This is a genomic window from Mesorhizobium sp. 2RAF21 (genome assembly GCF_052115345.1).
Taxonomy (GTDB): domain Bacteria; phylum Pseudomonadota; class Alphaproteobacteria; order Rhizobiales; family Rhizobiaceae; genus Mesorhizobium; species Mesorhizobium terrae.
The window spans coordinates 302539-323098 of record NZ_JBFRGM010000011.1 but is presented as its reverse complement, the minus strand read 5'-3'; the positions used below and the strand labels follow the sequence as shown (position 1 = coordinate 323098).

The window sequence follows — 20560 nt, the reverse complement described above, 5'->3', positions numbered from 1 at the left end:
CTCCATTTCGCGCGCTGGCGCGCGCAGAGACCCGGCCGGGTTGCGCAGGAAAGGATTCTTGTATCAGGCTAGGCGGGCCTTATAGGCGAGAGTTTCGGCCGATGTAACCCCGAAAATGACAAGGGCGCGATGGTGTTGTTGACGCATGCCGGCGTGCGGCGCATCGGCGGCGGGCAGGTGCCTTTCAACGGTGGCATCGCGGCAGGCTGGCTGCCGGGTATCTTGTGCCATGGGCAGTTCACATCGTTCGCTGCGGTGGCCGGCCGCCGGTCGTCATCGAGCCAGACGTGATGGCGTCCGTGCAATGGCGCTTCCGATCGGGATCGTTGAGATGTGGATCGGCGATCTCTTGTTCGAGGCGACTGCCAAGTGAGTGAGGTCAGAAGCGGCGAGTTGATCCCGCTCAATCTAGCAACGTTGAAGGAGCAGCACCACTCAGCTAACACTTCACCATAAATGCAGTGGGAGGCAATGTTGTCGAACGGTGTCCGTGACAGTTTTCGCGGAGTGTTAGTTTGGCTCTACGAACGCAAGGCCCTGCTGCTTGCCGCAGCTTTCGTGGCCCTCTGTAATTTCTACTATTTTGATATCAGGTATTTTTCCGCGCTTCATCCCGGTCTTTGTCAGCCTCCTGAGCCCGTTTGGTCCCGGTTTAACAATAGCCCAGATGCGGTAGCTCTACCTCGCGCCTTTCTGTTCCTGCTTTTGGCTGTCGCAATGTTTGCAGTCTATCGGGGCGGCAGAAGCTATCCTTCGTTCTGGAGGTTTGTGTTTCCCAGATTGTATGAGTGGTTCATGACGCTCCCTCGCGTGCGGCCAATTGCCCTAAGTACATCGTTGACATTGTTTGCTCTGGGATTGTCGTCCATGGCCGCCATGGTCGCCGCTTGTTCGTAGACAGGTCACAGTCATCTATGCGGACCAGCTCAGCTTCGGCTGGATAGATGTTTTTCGTTTGTGGATCGGGTTTCTGGTCCGACGTGTGCCAACGACGGTCATGGATTGGAGTACGGGCCGGTCGGCTGGGTCCAGTCTTTAGCCGGCCACCCCGGCAGCGGCTGATCTGATGGTTCGGCTGCGTGATTTTCACGACAAGCCTCTCCGACATTGGGGCTGAGCCCAATTAGTTGCGATCCGTCTTTTTTGTTCGCGCAGGGGAGCGATCGAGATTTGACATCGCTTGGCAAGATCGCCGCTTCAGTTGCGTCATTCGATAGCTTGGGCTTGTCCGCAGGAGGCATTATCGTCCTGCAATTTGCCGGCAATGGATTGTTGCTGCAGACTTGCTTCCCGGTCAGCAGATCAAGTGAATCCAGACTGGTAACCAGCTTCATCTTCAGCATGTTCTGCGGCACCAACTGATGAATGGCGCTGGCCGGGGTGTTTTTCATCGTAACGAGCACATCCTGTTCGACGCCCATCTCTTTTAGGTAGGCACCAAGCTTTTTCTCCAGCGACTTGCTCATCTTGTAGGTTTTGTAGCTGCCGGCATTGTCTTGGGTGCTCGTTTCCGTGGTGATTTTGTACCTTTTGCCCCGCACGGTACGATAGGTGGTTCGGTAATGTCTTATGATGCGGGTGTGGGTCGTCGTAACTTGGTGGACGCCGAGAAAGGCTTGGTTGCCGACCAGACGCCTGTTGCCGCCGGCAAACATCAGCGGACAGGCGGAATTGCATATGGCACCGTGGTCAAAAAGGTTGCCAACATACTGAGTAATCACACCTTCGCCGGTTGCGATGCAGCTTGAGCTGTAGGACGAGCTACCGTCGCAATGGGTTTTGCCAACGGCGATATCGAGCTTGTTCTTGCGGATCAGTCGGCCTAGCGCCATCGCGGCATTAACATCGCCGCCGGGAGAATCGATGATGATCGGCAGCTTTCTTCCATCGAGTATCTTGAGAACGCGCTTGAACAGAGCCGGTGTGCTTGCCTGAATTGCGCCTTCGGCCGATATCCATTCAGGACAGGTCGGCTCACAACCCGGCGCATTGCTCCGGACAATGCCGAATTGCATTGTTGAGCCTATAAAGTCAGGCAAATCTTCCGCGGATGCAGCATTTCCCGTTACCAGCGGCGCCAGAAGCCAGACATGCCGCAGTGACCACAATAGCCAACGATGCAAAAAAGCCCCCCCCTCAGTACCCCGACTAACGCCCCATAATGCAACCAGAATAATCTACGGTTAGGCGCTTGCAATCTGCGTCTCGACTTCGCGGCAATCTGGCGGTGTAAAAATGAATCGTTGTGCAGCTAAGGCAGGGAAGAGTGGTTGGAGAGCCGTTCGAATGGCCGCCTGATCGCGGAGGAGGAGCCCCGACCTTTCGACCGGGGTTCCCAAGCTTGCGGCTACCAGCGTGGACCCCAGCCCCGTTCGCGCCAGCACCGAACGTGCGTTCGGCCGTGGCGCCAGTATCGGCGGCATACACGCCGCCAGCCTGGGCGCCTCGGCCGGTGATGCCCGTGCCGTCGACCCCAATGGCGGCGATCCCAGTGTCGTCGGTGGCCTCGGCCATGATCGACCAACTCGACTTCGGCGCTGTCTTCGCCATCGAATACGGCGGGTTCTGCTTTATCGAGTTCATCCAGGATGCCGCCACGAGCGGAAGGCACGCCGGCAAGGGCCTCGCCTGGGCGAAGTGTCACCGCAACCGCAGCGGCGCCGGCAAGGCCGAGTATTCCGGTCAGAAATAGCCGTCGATCCATTTTCTCCTCCGTCAACTGCACCCCCAACATACCACTCAACCCGGGGCCTGCTGAATGGTTCCTGAACGTATCGGGACGATAGGGCACACGAACCTGTGACGGGCGCATTCCGGACGGAGCCAAGAAGGACTGAATAGCGGGCCAGCGGGAAACCAAGTTGCCGGTCCATGACGCATCCGATATTCGGGATGTCGGGCGCTCTGGCCCGCCAACGGGAATGGGAGAGGCCCACCATGACACGCACGACGGTTCTCAAGTTCGGCAAGGTGGAAAACGCCGATACCAGCGACCTGCCGGGCTGGGTTGTGGTCGAGGGAAAGCCCACGATGAAGACCGCCGTCCAGCACACCACCAAGGACGGCAAGGTTCTGTCGGGAACCTGGCAGGCGACCCCGGGGACCTATCACGCGACCTACACGGACTATGAATTCGTCCACATGATCGCCGGCCGTATCGTCATCACTCCCGATGGCGGCGAACCGGTTGAGGTCGGGCCCGGCGACGCCTTTGTCGTGGAAGCGGATTTCAAAGGCACATGGAAGATCGTCGAGCCGGTGACGAAACATTTCGTCGTCACGGTTGGATCGTAAAAGCGCTCCGCTTTCTGGTGGCGCCGTTGGCGCTACACCTTAAACCGCTTCCCTTTCAGCCCCCTGGGCTTCATGCCGTCCGCGGTTTCCACGAATTGAGCCACGGTGTCGATCCACGCCGCCGTCTTTGGCGGGATCTCCGCTTCTTCCGTCAGCCACGCCTTGCCTGCGACACAAGCTGAACGACCAGGCGCTCCTGCGTTCTGGTGCTTCCGACCCAGGAGCGCCGGCAGTCATCTTCGGCTGTAGATGCCGCTGGCCTCGCCTCCGGGGTCGACCAGCGACAATTGCCCGTCTTCCAATTGCCAGTCGAACGAGACAGGCTTCAGGTCGCCGGTGCCGAATTTCCAGCTGCCGGTGAGGTCCGGCCGGCAGCCATTGACGGATTTGTAGCTTCCCGCCTTGGGCATGAAGAGCAGGGTCGAGCCGTTCACCGTCACCGTGCCGGTCTTCAGCGTCAGTGTCTGGACCTGGCCGCAACCGTCGATCAGCGACGATTGAAACAGCGAATATTCGGCGCGGCCGTCCTGGCGGAAGGTGAAGGAGATGCTGCCGCCGCTGCCGGGCGCGCAGGCGCCGAGAGGGTCGCAATATTCGCCGGAGGTGGCGGCAAAACCCCATTTGCCGACAAGTGCCACGGGCACCGCCCCATGGCGGGCGCGTATCGCCGGTCCCTTGCCCAGGCCGGCGGCCTCGGTCGCGCCGAAGGTCAGCCACCCGGCCAGGACGATGAGCGCCGCGCCGTATGCATGGTGCGACAGGCCCCTCAGCATCCCTTGCTCCCGATCAGCTGTTTCAGATAGGCAAGCCGGGTGCCGATGACCTGATTGACGATCGCCATCTTGCCGGCCGGCGCCATGCCGCCATATTTCTTCGGCGCCGGGCCAGCACCTTGGGCCATCTCGTAGTTTGACGTCAGTTGCCGCAAATCCGCACAGGACATGTTGGCATATTTCGCCTGCTCCTGCGGGCTGATGACGGCCGACTGCGCCATGCCGATCGAGTTGGCGGCGGCCATGCCGGCCATGCCGACGACGGCCGAGACAGGATTGACGCCGACGCAACCGGCAAGGCTGAAACAGACAATTGGAGCCGCCAGGACTGTACCTCTCAGGCTCATGGCTGACGCTCCCCGACGCGCGGCGGCAGCTTGAGGTCGCGATGGTCGGCGACGGTTTTGCCCAACGCGATGGGAAGCAGGTAGACACGCGCATTGAAGCCCGCCGAGGCGAGGGCTGACAGCGTCTTGACTATTTGCAGATAAAACATCGGACTCCCTTGTGATCGTTGCCAATGCGCTCCGGGTTTGGAAACGCGCCGCAAACTAGGTTGAGTGGGAGGAGGCGGCTTGGACGGAACGGCCCTAAAAGCGGCCAGAACGGCCCTGTATTGACGTTTTGAGGGGCTGGGCGCATATCAGCGCGCTTCTTGGCAGGGGATGCGACAGTGGGCCCATCCGCCTCGTTTCGGCTGGTGACGGACGCAATTCCGGCGCGGGATCGTGTCGAGATCATGCGCGAGGTCTACGGCCGCACGGTCTTGAAAGTTGACCTCGATCCGCTTGCGCCGACACAGGTCGACATGCGGGTGCGCGCTCTACCAGGCCTCGGCATCGCCACCGGCAGCTGTTCGGAATTCAGGGTGCATCGTTCGACGCCGTTGATCGACAATGACGACTTCGTCCTGCTGGCGGCGCTCGACGGGGTGAGCGTCATGAAGCATCGCGGCCGCGAGGAGCCGGTCGGCAACGGCCAGGCGCTGATGATGAGTGGGGACGAGGTTGGCCTCAATGTGATCCAGCCCGGCGGTCTTCGCTTCGTCAATATGAGCTTTTCGCTGAAGCAGCTTTCACCGTTGATCGGCGATCCCGCAGCGGTGCTGATGCAGCCGCTGGCGACCGGCGGCTGGGCGATGCGGCTTCTGCTCGACTATGTCCAGGCGGTCCAGGATGCGGGCGACGGGCTGACGCGCGAAGCGTCGCATCTGGCGACGACGCATATTTTCGATCTTGCCGCACTTGCGATCGGCGGGACCAGGGATGCGGTGGAGATCGCGCGCGGCCGTGGCGTGCGCGTGGCGCGGCTGCGCGCCATCAAGGCCGACATTGTCGCGCATGGCGGCGATCTGTCGGTCGACGATGTCGCCAAACGTCACCGGCTTTCGGCACGCTACATACGCAAATTGTTCGAGAGCGATGGCATGTCACTGTCGGATTTCATGCTTGGCCAGCGACTGCTGCGCGCGCATCGCATGCTCTGCGATCCGCGCTGCTGTGGCCGCAACATCACGGCCATCGCCTTCGAGGCCGGCTTCAACGATCTGTCCCATTTCAACCGGGCGTTCCGACGGCGCTTCGGGACCACGCCGTCCGACGTGCGCGACACAGCCTCGCGGGCATAGGGCGTACCCTTTCCCGGCAAGCCCGGAACAGGGTTCCATCTACTGTTTGAGCAAAACGTTTCCGGGAACCGGATTCCATTTTTCGGGCCGGTTTGGATGAGCCGCCTGGGTGTTCTCCTGACCGGTGCGCCTGCGCCCCTACAGCCAGCCGCCGGTGAAACCGGCGCGGCGCAGGCCGGTGACGATATAGGGCGATTGGCGCATCAGGTTCCAGATGAGGCCGGTCCAGTGGTTTTCGATCATCACGGGGATGGGGCCCTGGTTGATGCCGACATGGTCGGGCGAAACCCAGCCGGTGTGGTGGCGCCCGGTCAGCGTCGGATTGTAGCTGGCGACGAAGCCGTAAGGATTGTCGTCCTTCAGGTCGATCTCGTGATAATAGCGCAGCACCGGCAGCACGATTTCGGGCGCGAAGGGCAGCGAGGCGATCGCCGCCCAGGGCGAGACGGTGCCGTCGTCCGGTCCATAGGGGGCGCCGCGCGCCCGGTAGTCATAGAAACGCCGCTTGACGCCCTTGATGACGCGTTTGCTGTAGCCGGGACCGTCGGACGCGGTGATGCCCCAGCAATGGGCCTTGTAGCCGGCGAAGCCGTGCGGGTTGCGGATGGCGTATTCGCGCTGGACATAGGTGGCGCGGCGGCTGTTCTCGAAATAATCGAGGCCCTTTTCGCGCATGAAAGCGTCGCGCAGATCGCGGAAGTCGATCCAGACATGCGACATCTGATGGATGAAGAGCGGGCCGGCATAGACGAAGTGCTGGCCGTAGATCGTCTTCCAGCGATAGGTGGCCAGCCAGGCCGCGTAGCTTTCGGCCGGCAGCGGGAAGGTGGGCGAACCGAGGCCGAGGATGTAAAGCAGCAGGGCCTCGCTGTAGCCCAGCCAGCGATAGGAGATGAAGCCGGTTTCCGGCTTCCAGCCGAGCGAGACGGCGGCGCCGCCATTCAGCGCCCACGCCCAGTCGACGCGCCGGTAGAGGGCTTCGGCCAAAGTGCGGATCTCGGCTTCCTGTGGCTCATCTTCCCGGAAATAGGCGCCGGCGGCGATGACGCCGCCGAACAGCAAGGCGGTGTCGATGGTGGAGAGTTCGCAGTTCCAGACCCTGCGGCCGGTCTTCATGTCGAGGAAGTGGTAGTAGAACCCCTTGTAGCCGGTGGCGTCGGGCTCGGGCCCTTGCCGGCTGTTCCAGAAGAAGCGCAGCGTCGCCAGCGTGCGCTCGCGCGCCTCCTGCCTGGTCATGAAACCGCGCTCGACACCGACGGGATAGGCGGTGAGCGCCATGCCGACGGCTGCGATCGAGGCGGGCGAACCTTGCCTCGTGCGGTCGGCGACCAGGCCGTTTTCGGGATTGGCCTCGATCAGGAAATAATCGAAGGCGGCACGCTGGAAGAAGGCCAGCAGCTCGTCGTCGGAAGACGGCGCGGCGGTGCCGTCGACGGCGGTCCTCGATGGGTGCTTGGCGGCCGCCATGGTCAGCCGGCGGGCCCGGCTTGATCGTGGCGATGCACGATGCAAGCGGGTTGCTTCGGCGTGGTGTCGGCCATGCGGCAAGGGATATCAGGCGCTGTCGCGGCCGGCCAGTCAAAAGGAGGGGAGGCTGACTGGCCGGCTGCGATGGCGTCAGCGGTCGGCCAGCCTGACCAGCATCTTGCCGGTGTTGTCGCCGGAGAACAGGCCGAGGAAGGCTTTCGGCGCGTTGTCGAGGCCTTCATGGACGGTGTCGCGCGACGTCACCTTGCCGTCCTTCAGCCAGCCGATCATGGCGGCCGAGAACTGCGGGTAGAGGTCGTAGTGGTCGAGCACGATGAAGCCGCGCAGCGACAGCCGCTTGACGATGATCGAGGCGAGGTTGTGCATGACTTCCGCCGGCTGCTCTTCATTGTAGCCGGCGATCATGCCGCTGATGACGACGCGCGCCGAATTCTTGGCGACGGCCAGCGCCGCATCGAGATGATTGCCGCCGACATTGTCGAAATAGACGTCGATGCCTTCGGGGGCTGCCTCGCGCAGTGCCGCCGTCAGGTCGGTGGCGGTCTTGTAGTTGACGACGGCGTCGGCGCCGAGTTCACGCAGCCAGGCGGCCTTTTCCGCGCTGCCGACCGAGGCGATGACGCGCGCGCCCTTGGCCTTGGCGATCTGCACGGCCATCGAGCCGACCGCGCCGGCCGCCGCCGAGACGAAGACGGTCTCGCCTGCCTTGAGGCCGCCGATGCGTTCGAGGCCGATATAGGCGGTGAAGCCCGGCACGCCGAGCGGCCCGAGCCAGGCTTCGGCCGGCGCGGCGTCAAGATCGACCTTGGTGACGCCGGCGGCGTCGATCACGGCATGGTCGCGCCAGCCGGCGAAGTGGCTGACGACATCGCCCTTGGCGAAGCCTTCGGCGCGGCTCTCCTCGACGACGCCGACGGCCGAACCTTCAAGCGGCTCGCCGACCTGGAAGGGGGCGATATAGCTCGGCTGGTCGCGCATGCGGCCACGCATATAAGGATCGACCGACATCCACAGCGTCCTGACCAGAAGCTGCCCTTCACCGGGCGCCGGCAGCCTGCGTTCGGCCTTGCGGAATGTGTCGAGAGTGGGGGTGCCGGCGGGGCGGCTGTTCAAGAGGATTTCACGGGCTACAACAGACATGGGTTCTCTCCTATATTACTGATCGTAAATTACCCTTGGTAAGTTACTGATGGTAACATAAGTGGCCACCAACGCCGATCAAGCGGCTGGCCAAAATAATTCGCGACGGTGACGGGCATGAACGAAGGCGTGACGAAAAGACTGGCGAAAGCGGACCGTCGCCTGCAATTGCTGGAGACGGCGCGCGCCATCATCGCCGACGAGGGCACCGACGGGCTGACGCTCGGCCATGTGGCCGAACGCGCCGGCGTGTCCAAGCCGATCGCCTACGAACATTTCGGCACGCGCGCCGGCCTTTTGGTTGCATTGTGCGACCAATACAACGACCGCCAGCTGGCGGCGCAGGCGAGGGTTCTGGAAGCCGGCGGCGACACGGTGGAAGCTGTTTCGCAGATCTTTGCCTCGTCCTATGTCGGGTGCGTGCTGGACATGGGCCCCGAAATGGGCGCCACATTTGCCGCCCTTGCCGCGACGGAGGAGACGGCGGCATTCCGCCAGGTGCTGCGCGACGGCTATGTCGAGCGCTACCGCAAGGCCTTTGTCGGGCTGATCGACATGGCGCCGGCCGATGCCGACGTCCTTTACAAGGGGCTGCTGGGCGCCGCCGAGGCGCTGGCGCAGGATGCCGTTGCCGGCCGCGTTTCGCGCGAGGAGGCGGTGAGGGCGCTGACCCGCATCTTCGCGATGACGCTGAAACCCTATGAGCGCAGGTGAGGCGGGTAGGGTTTCAGGCGCAAGGCAGGCCGTTGGTCGCGACGGCTAAGCCATTGGTGTTCCTGTTCGATCGCTTGATTGGTAACGTCTCAGTAAGAACGGCCGCATAGTCTCTTCTCCAGGCGTGTACTGGGGCAGCCGCATGACGATCGAGACGGTTGAGCGAGGACGGCTCACGGGCGTTACGGCTGTTCATCAGCTCGTCCTGTTCGTCGCGGTTTGGTGCCTGGTCAGCTTTACCGTATCGCCGAGGGCCTATCTCGACCTGACCGCCTGGCACCTGGCGATGATGACGCTGGCGTCGCCGGTCATCGTGGTCATCGCCCTTGGGGTACCGTCCCTCATTGCCGGTTGGGACAGCCCGGTTCGTTATGTCCACGACAAGGTGAACTCTCGCTGGGCGAACGCGCTTTTCGTGGCCGTCGGTTTCGCGTTGTGCCTGGCGGCGTTTTCGACGCTGAAGACGACGTTCCCCGAGGTGGTGCCGTTCTGGGCCGACAAGTGGCTGGCGAACGCCGACAAGTCGCTCTACGGGCACTCGCCATGGCGCTTTGCCCATGCCGCGGTAGGCCGGTTCTGGGCGGGATGGCTGTTTAACGCCTATGAATATCTGTGGACGCTGGAGTGGCTCTGCGTGCCGATCGCGCTCGCCTTCTGCGCCAGCGTCCGGACCCAGCTTCGTTATTACTGGGCGCTGGCGCTGACCTTCGTGATCGGCGGCCTGATCGTCGCGGCGATTTTCTCGTCCGGCGGGCCGATCTTCTACGATCGCATCCTGGGCTCGACGCGTTTCGCCGAACTCGACGCCAAGCTGATCGGCCTGGCGAATATCGGCGGCGCGGCCTCGTTCTCGGACTATCTCTACAGCCTCTATCTGTCCGGCCACGCCGATCTCGGCAGCGGCATTTCGGCCATGCCCAGCATGCATGTCGCCGTCGCCTGCCTGAACGCCTGCCTGCTTGCCTCCATCAACAGATGGGCGGGGCTCGCCGGCTGGCTGTTTGCCGCGGTGATCATGTTTGGATCCGTCTATACCGGCTGGCATTATTCGCTGGACGGCTATGCGTCGATCCTGATCGTTTCGGCGATCTGGTATGCGACCGGCCGCTGGCTGCAGCCAACGACCCCGGCCTGAGTGCTGCGCTGCGACGGCGCCCGGTCACCGCGTGGTGACCGGGCTGTCCTTCGTTATTCGGTGATGGTGTAGTCGCTCATCTGGCAAAGATCCTGGGTGTCCTCGAGATCGTCGAGATCATCGCCCTGGAACTCGAAGCGCATATCGTATTTGCAGGCGCGGCGACCGTCCTTGATGGTGATGGTGACGCTGCCGCCGGGCGCCAGCGCGTTTTGCCCGAACACGTCCTCCTCCCAGTTATCCTCGCCGACCGGCGAGGTGTAGAAGGCATTGAGGACGGAGTTGGTGCCGTTCTTCAGTGTAAACACCAGATCGTCGGCCTTAGCCGATCCCATGACGGCAAGCGTCAGCGCCGCCGCTGAGGCGGCGATTGTCCAGTTCTTCATTTCAAGTATTCCCCAGCCCGAAATTGAGCCATTGTTGTTATAGGCAGGCGCCGCGCGCGCCGCCAGCCCGTCTCGAATGGGCCAAGGCGAACAATTTTGATCCCCCGGCGGCGCTGCGCGGCGGCCGGCTGGCGGGTTTGCCTGCCACGTGGGTGCAAACCTCGCGCGGGGCTTCTTCGGGCTAGTTGGGGCAGGTGGCGGGCTGGCCGTTGAGGCCTTGCGCTTGCCTGGCGAAGGTGGCGGCGGTGTCGCCGCCCTTGCGGCTGAGCTTGACCACATAGATGCCGTCGAAATCGTCGCCCTGCCATTTGGGCACGCTGTCGGGATCGCCGTCGTGATCCTTCATCAATTTGCGCGCCAGCTTGACGAGCTGCTTGTGCTCCCAGGCGACGAGAACAAGCGCATTGGCGTAGGCCTTGTCCTCGAGCCTCGCCTGCAGCTTCGAAATGTCCTCGACGCCGATGCCGGCATTGACCGGCAGGCCGAAGGCGATCGCCGTCGGTTCGACGGTGGCAAGCGGCCTGACATAGTCATAGGCCTCGCCCTGGTCGGTCTTCTGATCGGCCGGATTTGGCGCGAAGATGGCGGCCGGCACCCCGAACCGCGCCTTGACGACCGCCGGCAGGCGCAGCGACCGGTTCAGGCCCTGGCAATTGAGCTGTCCCAACCCCTGCGGCGGTTTTTCGCCGTGGCGGATCAGCACGATGGTCTCGGTGCCGTCGGCGGCGCTGGCGGGGGTCGTCGATGGTAGAAGCGCGAAGGCGAAAGCCACGCCGGCGCTGATGGCGAATACGGTCCGGCGAACGGCTTTGATGGGCATGGTTTCGCTACCTTCCTGTTCGAACTGGCGCTTATCCCGCCTGCCGCCTGCGTCGGAAGCTAACTCTTGGCATAGATGCCGGTGCCGAGCGAGGCGTTGTCCGCTTCCCACGGCATTGCCCAGCTCATCACATAGTCGGTGCCATTGATGGAGCCGAGGCCAAGAAACGTCCCGGCCTGGCGTTGGGCAAGCCAGTAATCCTTGTTGAATTCCGAATAACCGGCGCCGCCGATCTTGTTTCCGCCGCTGTAGAGATCGACCTGAACGGTACGGTAGCCCAGTTCCGGGATTTCCGAAGCTCGCTGGATTTTCAGCGTGCCATTGGCGAGCGCCTCGGAGAAACCGGCCAGCCTGGCGGTGCCGTTTTGAGCGGCATTGGCCATAACCTGCTCGCGCAATTCGGCATCGCCGAGTTGAGGCTGGTCCTTCACGACCCAGCTGTCGGCCCCGAGCGACTGCAGCCATTTCGCTTTTTCCGCCGAGACGATCGCTTTGGCGAGATTGCCGCTCTCTTGCGCGCTGCCTGAAACAAGCTGCTGAATTTTCAACAACGCGTCGGACACAGTGGGAGACAGCGAGCGCGTGGAAACCGGGTTGAGACCAGAAGCAATCCGCCCAACAGGGGCTGGGCTGCCTGCCGTCGTGACACTCATCAGCTTTAGCGCCGCAGTGGCCGTGGTGGAAACCGTATTCACCAAAACCATGATTACCCCCTCCGTACTTTCCCATTCCAGAGTATAGCGGGAACGTTAACTGTCCATTCTCTCAGGCGCTGGGGCTGTGATGCAGGCCCCGAAGCGCTGTTGCTTGTCGGTCAGCGCCATGTGTGATTTTCTTGGCCTCGTCTCATCTGGGAGGGGGAACCATGAGAACGCGCTTCTTCGCTTTGGCCGCGAAACTGCTGGCCGCAACGTTTTCATTGCTTGTCGGCGCCACCAATTTCAGTTTCGCCGACGCAACCGTCCCGACGGCAGACATTGACGGCGCTTCCGACAATGCCCTCGTCAAGCGCTATGAAGGGTCCTTCATCGTCTCGTATGAGAAGCTGGCCTATACCGACTTCAGCCTGCCGCTGTCGCCGCTCAAGGTGAGCCAGGATCCCGACGCGCGCGACAAGAACAACAACCGCGTTTTTGCTCCCGACAAGAAGATCGACGCGGAAGGCGCCCTTACCCGCATCGCCTATGTGCTGCCGGCCCAGCGTTCGCCGCTGGAGGTGCTTCGCAACTATGAGGACGTGATCGCGCAAGGCGGCGGCGAAGTGCTGTTCCAATGCAAGAAGGAGGAATGCGGCGGCGCCTCGGATCGCTCGTCCGATGGCGGCGGTGGCGATATGAGCCTGACCATGTATTCCTTTTCGGCATCGGACCTTAAGGACGCCGATTTTAGCAACGGCAAATGCGCGTTGGCGTCCTCGATTGCCGACCAGCGCTATTTCACAGCCAGGATGCCCCAGGACGGCGGTGACGCCTATGTGGCCGTCCAGACCTACACGCTGATGGACACGCTCTATTGCAAGGAACTCAACGGTCGAACCATTGCCATCGTCCATGTGCTGGAACCCAAGGCGCGCGACAAGAAGATGGTTGTCGTCGAGGCCGCGAAAATGCAGGAGAGCCTGACCGCCAACGGCTCGATCTCGCTCTATGGCATCTATTTCGATACCGACAAGGCCGACATCAAACCGCAGTCCGATCCGACGCTCAAGGAGATCGCGACGCTGCTCTCGAACGAGCCGAAGATGGCGGTTCTGGTGGTTGGCCATACCGACAACCAGGGCAGCTTCGATCACAATGTCGATCTGTCGTCGCGCCGGGCGAATGCGGTCAAGTCCGCGCTGGCAACCCAATATGGCATCGACACCAACAGGCTGACCGCGGCCGGGGCCGGCATGATGGCGCCCGTTGCTTCAAACGACACCGATGACGGCCGCGCCAAGAACCGGCGCGTGGTGCTGGTCAAAGCCAATTAGGGGACGCAGGCGGCCGACTGCTCCAAACCCATCCCGATCACGATTGTCGCCGGCATCCGATTGCCTTTGGCGGCCTTCCGGGCCATGCGGTTCCATGGCAGGCAATAAGAGCGATTGCCGCATCAGGCGCAGCCGGGGAGGGCGGAAATGTCCGAAAGCATCCAGCCGAAAATGGCCAGGCACGAGGTTGCCAGGGATTATGTGGACTTCCTCAGGACAGCGCTGACGGTCTTCACCTGGACGGCGCTGTGCACGGCGGTGACCGTCTTCGCCTGGAGCCCGGCGCTGATGGAGTACGGTCTCCTTGCCAAGGGGCTGGCGGTGGTGGTTTCTTTCGTCGCGCTGACAACCACGATCGGCGGTGCCTACAGCCTGGTGCTGGCCGCCTATGCCCTGCGCAAGAAGATCGTGCGCCACGCGCCCTGGGCCATCCTGCTGCCGGTGGCCTTTTTCGGCCCCATCGCGCTGTGGGCATTCGGGCTGGTGGCGGTGGCGATATTCCTGGTGCCGATGATCAAGAACATCGCCCAGTTCTAGCCCGTGGGGATGGCTGTCGCGTGTCTTCTGTCCGCATTCGGAGAGGGCTTCGAAGAGCGGGGGAGGGCGGGACGTGAAGCTAATCGTGTATCGTGGGGACGAATAATGCGCTGAGCGAGGGGGCTGGTGAGCGCTGTTCAATCGCACATGCAGCCGCTGACGACCGAGGACATACCGCGCGGCGAACGGCTGGCTTTCGTGCATGATTTCATCGGCCGTCTTGATTTGAACCCGCGCGGGTCGCAAGCGCCATCATAGACATCGCCTACGAAGCCGGCTTCTCCGACATCTCGTCGTTCAACCAGGCCTTCCGCCGCCGCTTCGACGCGTTGCCTTCGGCGGCCCGGATACCTCGGCCTGCCTCGCAGAGGCATGGGAAGTTCGGGCGCCTCGCCGGCGTTGCCACTTTGGCGAGCTTTTGCTTGTCGGCCCGGATCGCATGTGGTTTCTTGAATTTGACAAGTTTCCCGGGCGTGGGGCCTCCGCTGGAATGGAACAAGAGGAGGGCGCTATTCCGTCAAATATCTCGATCGATTCCGACAACTTTCAATCATCCCGGCATGTTCATGCCAGGAGCTCGACAAACGTTTGGGAGGCTAAGATGAAGAAACTTGTTTGCGCGTCTTTTGCTCTGTTTGCGATCGGATCGGCGGCATCTGCCGAAGAGTTGCACGAAAGAAATATCTCTTTGGCAACGGCAACCGAACTGGCTCAAGAAGGCGTCGCGGCGTGCAGTGCCAAGGGCTACAATGTCTCGGTCGCGGTGGTCGACCGCGCCGGCTTGCTCCGGGCGCTTTTGCGGGCCGATGCCGCTGGTCCTCACACCGTCGGTGCCGCGCAGGCAAAGGCGTTCACCTCGGCTTCTTCTCGTTCGCCGACGAGCGCGATAGCAAAAACGGTGCAGGAAAATCCCGGGGCCGCCGGCGTGGCCGACATTCCCGGATATCTGGTCCTCGCCGGTGGCGTTCCCATCAAGATCGGCGATGAAACCATCGGTGCGATTGGCATCGGCGGCGCCCCTGGCGGGAACCTGGATGAAGAATGCGCCGTGGCTGCCTTGGACAAGGTCAAGGACAAGTTGAAGTAGATTCTGCCTGGGCTGTTTGCATTTTCATCCGCCGCCCGCCTTCGCGCCGGCGGCGGAGTTCGTTTTTCGCTTCTTCGCCCAGGAGAACACCGCCTGCGGCCCGCTCGGCTCACCCGCCGTCTTGCCCTTTGCCGGCGCTTGGACAAAGATTTCACAAGAGGCATTGGGGGAGTGGACGTGGCGGGCCTTCAACGTGAGCATGGCAGAAATGCCCGGGATGTTTCGCTACTCGTGCATAGTTTGCTGTGGGCGGCGCTGTCGGTTGCGGCGTTTTACACTGCTGGGCCGTATTCGTTCGCGAGCTGCTGGGTGGTAATCCCGATATACATACGACCACTCGTCTGGATGTATTTTGCGTTCGCCGCTTATTGTGCCGGGACACTTCTGTTGTCGGCGGCAATCCCCACGCTGCGGCAGACCAGCTACTTCCAAATCGCCGGACACGGCATAATTGCAGTCCTCGGAATAGTTGTTTGCGGGCTGGCTGCGACTGCTGCTGCCGGGCAGGTAAGCTGTCTCTAGGCACCCCAAGTGCCGCTCTTTCATGTCTGAATCCTCCGAAGTCTTTGCGTGATAGTTTGTAGTGCTCGACAGCAATAGGACCGCGTGATTTGCTCTCCCAAAGAATCGGGGGAAAAAGCATGGGGAAAACGTTTTCGCTCAACCTGTCGATACTGGCGTTACTCTCGGCTCTAGCAATTGCCGGGTGTCAGTCATCTAGTGAGGTTTCTCATGGACCCGCGAAAAGCGCGGGCGGTTGGCTCCAATATGACGCCGCCATGCGTCAGGCCGACAAAATGCGCGCCCGCAACAAGTTGCCAGTTTCCATCCAGTGCAGGGTCGTCGGTGGAACATCTTCCGATCCTGTTCGCGCTGTCAAAGTCAAATGGTCTTCGACCGACAAGGCCATCCGGTGGACGTGGGCTGTGGGCAATGATCGTGATTTTGCGAACGCAAATGCCGCCGCCGCCGCTAACGGCCTTAGAATAGCGTCCAAATCTCGTACGATCGATGAGCGAACCAACCTACCCTCGGTCTGCGCGATCTGGCACAGCAGACCAGGAAAATGAGAGATACCAAGCCGCGTGCTTCTGGCGCCGAGCTTAGCCTGTCATCTTTCAGCGACCAGTCTCTCACGAGGCCTTTGCGCACACTTAACCGAGACGGCAATCTTCGGCGGCCGTTGCCTACCAGCGCGCGTAGAGGACTATGTGCCTTTGCGGGAGACTAGTCGCGGCGTGTCAAACTCCGAAGGTTCGTTAACACGCTGCGAAGTGAAATCCGATGCGTTCAAAAGCCGCCCAAGACGCGCCTCTATGCAGCCTATGCAAAGGAACTCTTCGTCGGTCAGGCCGTGCTCGTTGGGAACCATAGGCGGCATGCCCGCTTGGGCCCATATCTCAGGTAGCACCATGTACCACTCCCAAGTTCCCTTGGTTACCGGGCGCGGCGTCGTATCTAGCCCGCAATCCTGGCAAATGGCCCCCATCCGCAACGCCTCTCTGAGAATCCAGCCAGGGCGGATGCCACGGCTTTGGCCAAGATATCAGATGGCTCCTAAAATCTCGCGCCGGGCTACCCTCCCGACTGGCTGCTGGCCATGGCCCGAAGCCATGATCTCCAAGTGTCGAGGCGCAGCAGCTTACCCTGCTAGCTCTAAGCCGCCTGCTTCTGGCGCTTCAATCTGCTTTCGATCTAACGCCGCGTAAGGGTTTAGTTGCGATCCGAAGGCCGAATCTATCGATACAGCGTTGGATCTCTGGCCTTTTCAGTTCTGCAATCCCCCGCTCGCTGGACGGCGATCGCAAAAGCCCTCTCGTAGACGTGGATGGCTTTCTGGAACTTAGACCGATCTGGCGTCAGATGCTTATCCATCCCGTCGTACAAAATGACGGGGAGAGCAAGCATGGCTCTACCACCTTCAGTCGGCTCAAACCGGCATCTCTGCGTCACGGCGACCATATCGCCGGCCATTGTCGCAGCCTTGCTCAAATAGGCGTCACTCTTCCCAGCCAAGAAATTGATGTTGTTTCGCTCCCCTTGTCCGGCTGAAGCAGACGACGCAGCGAAGCAAATTCCTGCACAGAATGCAGCGACAGCGAGCCCAAATTTCATTAGTCCCCCAAAATTATCTCCGGAACTTACGTTCCCGCATAGGTGAATAGCTGTCAAAGTTTTCCGCTGCGGGGCTCTCGGCAAAAAACTAGTTTTATTTAACGCAATAAATATGGGCTAAGTGACGATTTCCCCGAAAAGGTTGCCGTCTTGCCCTTTGCCAGCACCTGGGCAAAGCTTTCATGACGGGCATTGAGGAGAATGGGCATGACCAAACCAATGGATCTGGGCAACCCGGAAGACGCATGGCAGTTGCGGGCTACGAGCGTTACGCAGAGTTTCGGTGTCGCATTGCGTGAGCTGCACGACAGCAACCCCTGGCCTGACCAACCCTTCCTGCCTTTGGCCATCAATCACCTGATGACCGAATTGTGGGATCAGCGGTTCAGCCAAACAGATATACGGGAAGCTTTCGAGACGGCGATTGCGGACCTGCCGAGATATGCGGGCGGACAGGAGCGCAGGCGTTAGCCACGATCTCGCAAAGTCTCCGCGCCACGCCCAACCCACCACCGCCGCCCGCGATCTTGAGGGCGACGACAACTATTAATAATTTCGCATCGTTTCGATTGCCGAGCAACGGAAGACGGAATACTGCTTCCCGATGAAGAAATTTTGGCCCTTGTTCTTTGCTGCCAGTCTGGGATGCCTGATCCTGGCCGGGTACAGCCTGTACACGGGTGGTAGCGTTGCGTCTCCCAGGGAAGCGCAATGCTCTCGTATCCTTCAAAGATACGCCAATGAGGGACAGCCGCCCGAGCGGGGTACTGTCGACTATTTCGAATATGCGGATTGCTATCGCATTATCTGCGATCCCGAACCGAGTTCCTGACCTTTCGCGGGGTAGCGCTATCAGCCGCCCGATTGCGGCGTCTGTCTGCCCTGCCGCCCCTCAACCCGCTTCGAACGCTTCCTCGATGCGGGGGATGGCTTCCAGGCCGGCGCCGGCGATGATGCTGTCGAGCAGGCCGGGGAAGCGGCTGTCGAGATCGGCGCGGCGCAGCGTGATGAGGCGGCTGGTGCCGACCACTTCGGTGCGGGTGATGCCGGCTTCGCGCAGCTTGGCCAGGTGGTAGCTGAGATTGGTCTTCGAGCCGAGCGCCAGGAAGCGGCTGCAGTTCATCGGCACGCCCTCGCGGCGGGCGAGGTGGGCGACGATGGCGAGCCTGGTCGGATCGCCGAGCACGGAGAGCACCAGCGGCAGGCTGATCTGGTCGGTGGTGGGGTGCGGCAGGGTCATCGACATGCGCCCAAGGTAAGGCCTGTTTCGGCCCGGTTCAATGCGCCGGCAAACCGCCGGTTGCGCGGTCCACTGACATGAGGCTGACAGGAGCCTTGTGGCATGGAATTGACAAATCGCCAAGTCAGGTTCAATTGTTCAATGATTTTTGAACAAAGGATCATGCCATGGACAAGCGCATCTTCTGGCTCGCGCTCGGTTCCTTCACCATCTCGACCGAGGGGTTCGTCGTCTCCAGCCTGTTGCCGGAGATCGCCACCGACGCCGGCATCTCGGTGCCGCTGGCCGGCACCCTCATCACCGCCTTCGCGCTGGCCTATGCGGTCGGCGCGCCGGTGCTGGCGACGCTGACCGGCGACTGGGACCGCCGCCGCGTCATCCTGTGGACGCTGGCCTTCTTCGTGCTCGGCAATGTCGTGGCCGGGCTGTCCTCCTCCTTCGCCGTGCTTCTGGCCGCCCGCATCGTGATGGCGCTGGCGTCCGGCCTGTTCGCCGCGACCGCGCAAGCGACAGCGGTGGCGATGGTCGACAGCCATCACCGCGCTCGCGCCATCGCCGTCGTCGTTGGCGGCACAACGGTGGCGGTGGCGATCGGCGCACCGCTGGGCGCATTGCTGGCGACCTTCGCCGGCTGGCGCGGCACCTTCTTCGCCATTGCCGCCTTCGGCGCGCTGGCCGGGCTGGTGCTGGCATGGCGGCTTCCACGCGGCATGACCGGCACGCGGCTGTCGCTGCAGGCGCGGCTGGGCGCCGCGCTGCGCCCCGGCGTGCTGCCGGTGCTGGCGACGACGCTCTTGGCGCTGACCGGCGCCTTCACCGTGTTCTCCTACATCGCGCCTTTGGCCATGCAGGGCGCCGGCCTCGGCGAGATCGCGCTGCCGGCGCTGCTGCTCGCCTTCGGCGTCGGTGCGGTCGCCGGCAACATCGCCGGCGGCCAGCTGGCCGACCGCATCGGCGCAACGCGCACGGTCGGCGGGTCGCTGGCGCTTTTGACCGGCATCATGGCGCTGTTGTCGGCGGTGCCGGCGTTGCCGCCCGCGCTGGCGGTGCCGCTCTTGTTCGCGCTGATGGTGCTGTGGGGCCTGATCGGCTGGGCGCTACCGCCGGCGCAGGCCAGCCGCATCGTCAAGCTGGCGCCGGACGCTGCACCCATCGTGCTCTCGCTCAACGCCTCGGCACTGTATTTCGGCGTGGCGCTGGGCGCCGTGGTGGGCGGCGCGGTGCTGCGCTTCGGCGGGCCGGTCGACCTCGGTGTCGTCGCCGCGCTGTTCCCGCTGGCGGCGCTCGGCGTGCTGCTGGCCAGCCGCCGTGGCGCCGAGCCGGCGGCGGTGCCGGCGGAGTAGGTCGCGTTTAGTTCGGCCTGCCGTTTGCCGTAAGGCTCCGCGACGAGAACCAGACATCGCCGAAGATGGCGGTGGCGGTCTTGTCCGGGGCCTTTTTCGCGGTCAGCACCAGCGAGCGGCTGTGCTCGGCTTCTGCGCGAGTGGGAGCCTTGGTGGCGGCATCGCTGTGCGAGGCGCCGACGCAGGGGATGAACCAGGAGCGCATGAACGGATCGCAGGCAAAGCCCTTGTCGAGGCGCGTGACCATGACGGCGAGCCCGATCGCCTCGGACGGCCGCCAGGGGAAGACCAGCCGGCCACCGGGCTTGAGCGCCTGCAGCCATGATGCCGGCGGTGCCACGACACCGGCGCAGACATAGACGATGTCGGCGGCGGGCAGCTCCGCTTGCACGGCGTCGGCGTGGATCACGGTGACGTTGTCAAAGCCGGCGAGGTTTTCGCGCGCCCGCTTGGCGAGATCGGCTTCGAGCTCATAGGCCGAAACGCTGCCGCCGGGCGCGACCAGCTTCGACAGGATGGCGCTGTAGTAGCCGGTGCCGGCGCCGACATGGACGACATGTTCGCCGGGCCTGGGCGCCGCCCTGGCCATCCACATGGCGTGCAGCAGCGGCTCGCCATTGTTGATGCCCTTGGCATGGTCCAGCGCAACGAGGTTGTTCTGGTAGATGTAGACGGGATCGGCGCTCGGCGTTTCGACGGGATGCTTGAAACCGGCGACGATGGTCCACGGGCCGGGGCCAAGGAAGGCTTCGCGCGGTACGGTGGCGAAGGCCTTTTCCAGGCGCGGGTCCTGGGCGCCTGCCTGCAAGGCGAGCAGGCGGGCATAGAAGCGGCGGACTTCGGCGATCTTGGTCATGGCGCTCGGTCAAAAATTTGCGGCGGCGCGGAA

25 protein-coding genes are annotated in these 20560 nt (G+C 62.5%); 13 read left to right on the top strand and 12 right to left on the bottom strand.

Translation table 11 applies throughout. From position 1 onward, the window contains the following. Positions 1-129: 129 nt before the first annotated feature. Entirely contained in the window at positions 130-291 is a 162-nt protein-coding gene (locus AB4136_RS19915) for a hypothetical protein (RefSeq protein ID WP_161773050.1), read from the top strand. Positions 292-995: 704 nt separating this feature from the next. Here AB4136_RS19915 and AB4136_RS19910 read toward each other — a convergent pair. Beyond that, complete coding sequence (locus AB4136_RS19910; protein WP_051504761.1) at positions 996-2015, bottom strand: hypothetical protein; 1020 nt, start codon at positions 2013-2015, stop codon at positions 996-998. 446 nt (positions 2016-2461) lie between these two features. On the opposite strand from AB4136_RS19910, the gene AB4136_RS19905 reads away from it, so the two are divergent. Both AB4136_RS19905 and AB4136_RS19900 read left to right on the top strand, forming a co-directional pair. Continuing rightward, positions 2462-2692 carry a hypothetical protein gene (locus AB4136_RS19905; protein ID WP_161773049.1) on the top strand — a complete coding sequence of 77 codons (231 nt, stop codon included), beginning with the start codon at positions 2462-2464 and terminating at the stop codon, positions 2690-2692. 245 nt (positions 2693-2937) lie between these two features. Further along, positions 2938-3294, top strand: coding sequence for a cupin domain-containing protein (locus AB4136_RS19900; protein ID WP_024923709.1), 357 nt, complete (start codon positions 2938-2940; stop codon positions 3292-3294). A gap of 233 nt (positions 3295-3527) precedes the next feature. On the opposite strand, the gene AB4136_RS19895 is transcribed toward AB4136_RS19900, so the two are convergent. Genes AB4136_RS19895 through AB4136_RS19885 form a run of 3 tightly spaced genes read right to left on the bottom strand, consistent with a single transcriptional unit; the run spans position 3528 to position 4563 of the window. Next, entirely contained in the window at positions 3528-4067 is a 540-nt protein-coding gene (locus AB4136_RS19895) for a hypothetical protein (protein ID WP_024923708.1), read from the bottom strand. Further along, entirely contained in the window at positions 4061-4414 is a 354-nt protein-coding gene (locus AB4136_RS19890; RefSeq protein ID WP_024923707.1) for a hypothetical protein, read from the bottom strand. Before AB4136_RS19890 ends, AB4136_RS19895 begins: the two co-directional genes overlap by 7 nt. Further along, positions 4411-4563, bottom strand: a complete 153-nt coding sequence (locus tag AB4136_RS19885; RefSeq protein WP_162835300.1) for a hypothetical protein — start codon at positions 4561-4563, stop codon at positions 4411-4413. The genes AB4136_RS19890 and AB4136_RS19885 overlap by 4 nt, the downstream gene beginning before the upstream one ends. Before the next feature lie 177 nt (positions 4564-4740). Here AB4136_RS19885 and AB4136_RS19880 point away from each other — a divergent pair, with 177 nt between their 5' ends. After that, the gene (locus AB4136_RS19880) at positions 4741-5694 is read left to right on the top strand and encodes a helix-turn-helix transcriptional regulator (protein ID WP_244431124.1); all 954 of its coding nucleotides are present in this window, start codon (positions 4741-4743) and stop codon (positions 5692-5694) included. 138 nt (positions 5695-5832) lie between these two features. Here the strand turns inward: AB4136_RS19880 and AB4136_RS19875 are convergent, their stop codons facing one another. Both AB4136_RS19875 and AB4136_RS19870 read right to left on the bottom strand, forming a co-directional pair. Then, positions 5833-7161: a glucoamylase family protein gene (locus tag AB4136_RS19875; protein ID WP_024923705.1), complete on the bottom strand. Its 1329-nt coding sequence runs from the start codon at positions 7159-7161 to the stop codon at positions 5833-5835. Positions 7162-7311: 150 nt separating this feature from the next. Beyond that, positions 7312-8322: an NADP-dependent oxidoreductase gene (locus tag AB4136_RS19870; protein ID WP_024923704.1), complete on the bottom strand. Its 1011-nt coding sequence runs from the start codon at positions 8320-8322 to the stop codon at positions 7312-7314. Positions 8323-8439: 117 nt separating this feature from the next. On the opposite strand from AB4136_RS19870, the gene AB4136_RS19865 reads away from it, so the two are divergent. Both AB4136_RS19865 and AB4136_RS19860 read left to right on the top strand, forming a co-directional pair. Continuing rightward, positions 8440-9036: a TetR/AcrR family transcriptional regulator gene (locus tag AB4136_RS19865; protein ID WP_036254288.1), complete on the top strand. Its 597-nt coding sequence runs from the start codon at positions 8440-8442 to the stop codon at positions 9034-9036. Positions 9037-9178: 142 nt separating this feature from the next. After that, the gene (locus tag AB4136_RS19860) at positions 9179-10171 is read left to right on the top strand and encodes a phosphatase PAP2 family protein (RefSeq protein WP_137901924.1); all 993 of its coding nucleotides are present in this window, start codon (positions 9179-9181) and stop codon (positions 10169-10171) included. Positions 10172-10224: 53 nt separating this feature from the next. On the opposite strand, the gene AB4136_RS19855 is transcribed toward AB4136_RS19860, so the two are convergent. The 3 genes from AB4136_RS19855 to AB4136_RS19845 all read right to left on the bottom strand — a co-directional run bounded on the left by AB4136_RS19855 (position 10225) and on the right by AB4136_RS19845 (position 12081). Further along, positions 10225-10557 (bottom strand): hypothetical protein, encoded by a 333-nt coding sequence (locus tag AB4136_RS19855; protein WP_024923701.1) that lies wholly within the window; start codon positions 10555-10557, stop codon positions 10225-10227. Positions 10558-10738: 181 nt separating this feature from the next. Then, entirely contained in the window at positions 10739-11377 is a 639-nt protein-coding gene (locus AB4136_RS19850) for a hypothetical protein (protein ID WP_024923700.1), read from the bottom strand. Positions 11378-11436: 59 nt separating this feature from the next. Next, positions 11437-12081 (bottom strand): hypothetical protein, encoded by a 645-nt coding sequence (locus AB4136_RS19845; RefSeq protein WP_024927821.1) that lies wholly within the window; start codon positions 12079-12081, stop codon positions 11437-11439. Between the two features lie 161 nt (positions 12082-12242). Here AB4136_RS19845 and AB4136_RS19840 point away from each other — a divergent pair, with 161 nt between their 5' ends. The 4 genes from AB4136_RS19840 to AB4136_RS19825 all read left to right on the top strand — a co-directional run bounded on the left by AB4136_RS19840 (position 12243) and on the right by AB4136_RS19825 (position 14973). Beyond that, a complete protein-coding gene (locus AB4136_RS19840; RefSeq protein WP_024923698.1) occupies positions 12243-13349 on the top strand; it encodes an OmpA family protein in 1107 nt (368 codons plus the stop codon). Positions 13350-13496: 147 nt separating this feature from the next. Next, entirely contained in the window at positions 13497-13886 is a 390-nt protein-coding gene (locus tag AB4136_RS19835) for a hypothetical protein (protein ID WP_024923697.1), read from the top strand. Between the two features lie 126 nt (positions 13887-14012). Beyond that, positions 14013-14144, top strand: a complete 132-nt coding sequence (locus AB4136_RS19830; protein ID WP_275040842.1) for a hypothetical protein — start codon at positions 14013-14015, stop codon at positions 14142-14144. A gap of 343 nt (positions 14145-14487) precedes the next feature. Continuing rightward, the gene (locus AB4136_RS19825; protein ID WP_024923695.1) at positions 14488-14973 is read left to right on the top strand and encodes a GlcG/HbpS family heme-binding protein; all 486 of its coding nucleotides are present in this window, start codon (positions 14488-14490) and stop codon (positions 14971-14973) included. A 24-nt stretch (positions 14974-14997) separates the two neighbouring features. Here the strand turns inward: AB4136_RS19825 and AB4136_RS19820 are convergent, their stop codons facing one another. Further along, complete coding sequence (locus tag AB4136_RS19820) at positions 14998-15174, bottom strand: hypothetical protein (protein ID WP_161773048.1); 177 nt, start codon at positions 15172-15174, stop codon at positions 14998-15000. Positions 15175-15614: 440 nt separating this feature from the next. Between AB4136_RS19820 and AB4136_RS19815 the strand changes: the two genes are divergently transcribed. Then, complete coding sequence (locus AB4136_RS19815) at positions 15615-16043, top strand: hypothetical protein (RefSeq protein WP_137901925.1); 429 nt, start codon at positions 15615-15617, stop codon at positions 16041-16043. Positions 16044-17295: 1252 nt separating this feature from the next. Beyond that, positions 17296-17559 carry a hypothetical protein gene (locus tag AB4136_RS19810; protein ID WP_024923693.1) on the top strand — a complete coding sequence of 88 codons (264 nt, stop codon included), beginning with the start codon at positions 17296-17298 and terminating at the stop codon, positions 17557-17559. 421 nt (positions 17560-17980) lie between these two features. Here AB4136_RS19810 and AB4136_RS19805 read toward each other — a convergent pair whose 3' ends face one another. Next, the gene (locus AB4136_RS19805) at positions 17981-18328 is read right to left on the bottom strand and encodes an ArsR/SmtB family transcription factor (RefSeq protein WP_024923692.1); all 348 of its coding nucleotides are present in this window, start codon (positions 18326-18328) and stop codon (positions 17981-17983) included. A gap of 167 nt (positions 18329-18495) precedes the next feature. Between AB4136_RS19805 and AB4136_RS19800 the strand changes: the two genes are divergently transcribed. After that, complete coding sequence (locus AB4136_RS19800; protein ID WP_024923691.1) at positions 18496-19671, top strand: MFS transporter; 1176 nt, start codon at positions 18496-18498, stop codon at positions 19669-19671. Between the two features lie 7 nt (positions 19672-19678). On the opposite strand, the gene AB4136_RS19795 is transcribed toward AB4136_RS19800, so the two are convergent. Next, a complete protein-coding gene (locus AB4136_RS19795; RefSeq protein WP_024923690.1) occupies positions 19679-20527 on the bottom strand; it encodes a protein-L-isoaspartate O-methyltransferase family protein in 849 nt (282 codons plus the stop codon). Between the last annotated feature and the right edge of the window lie 33 nt (positions 20528-20560).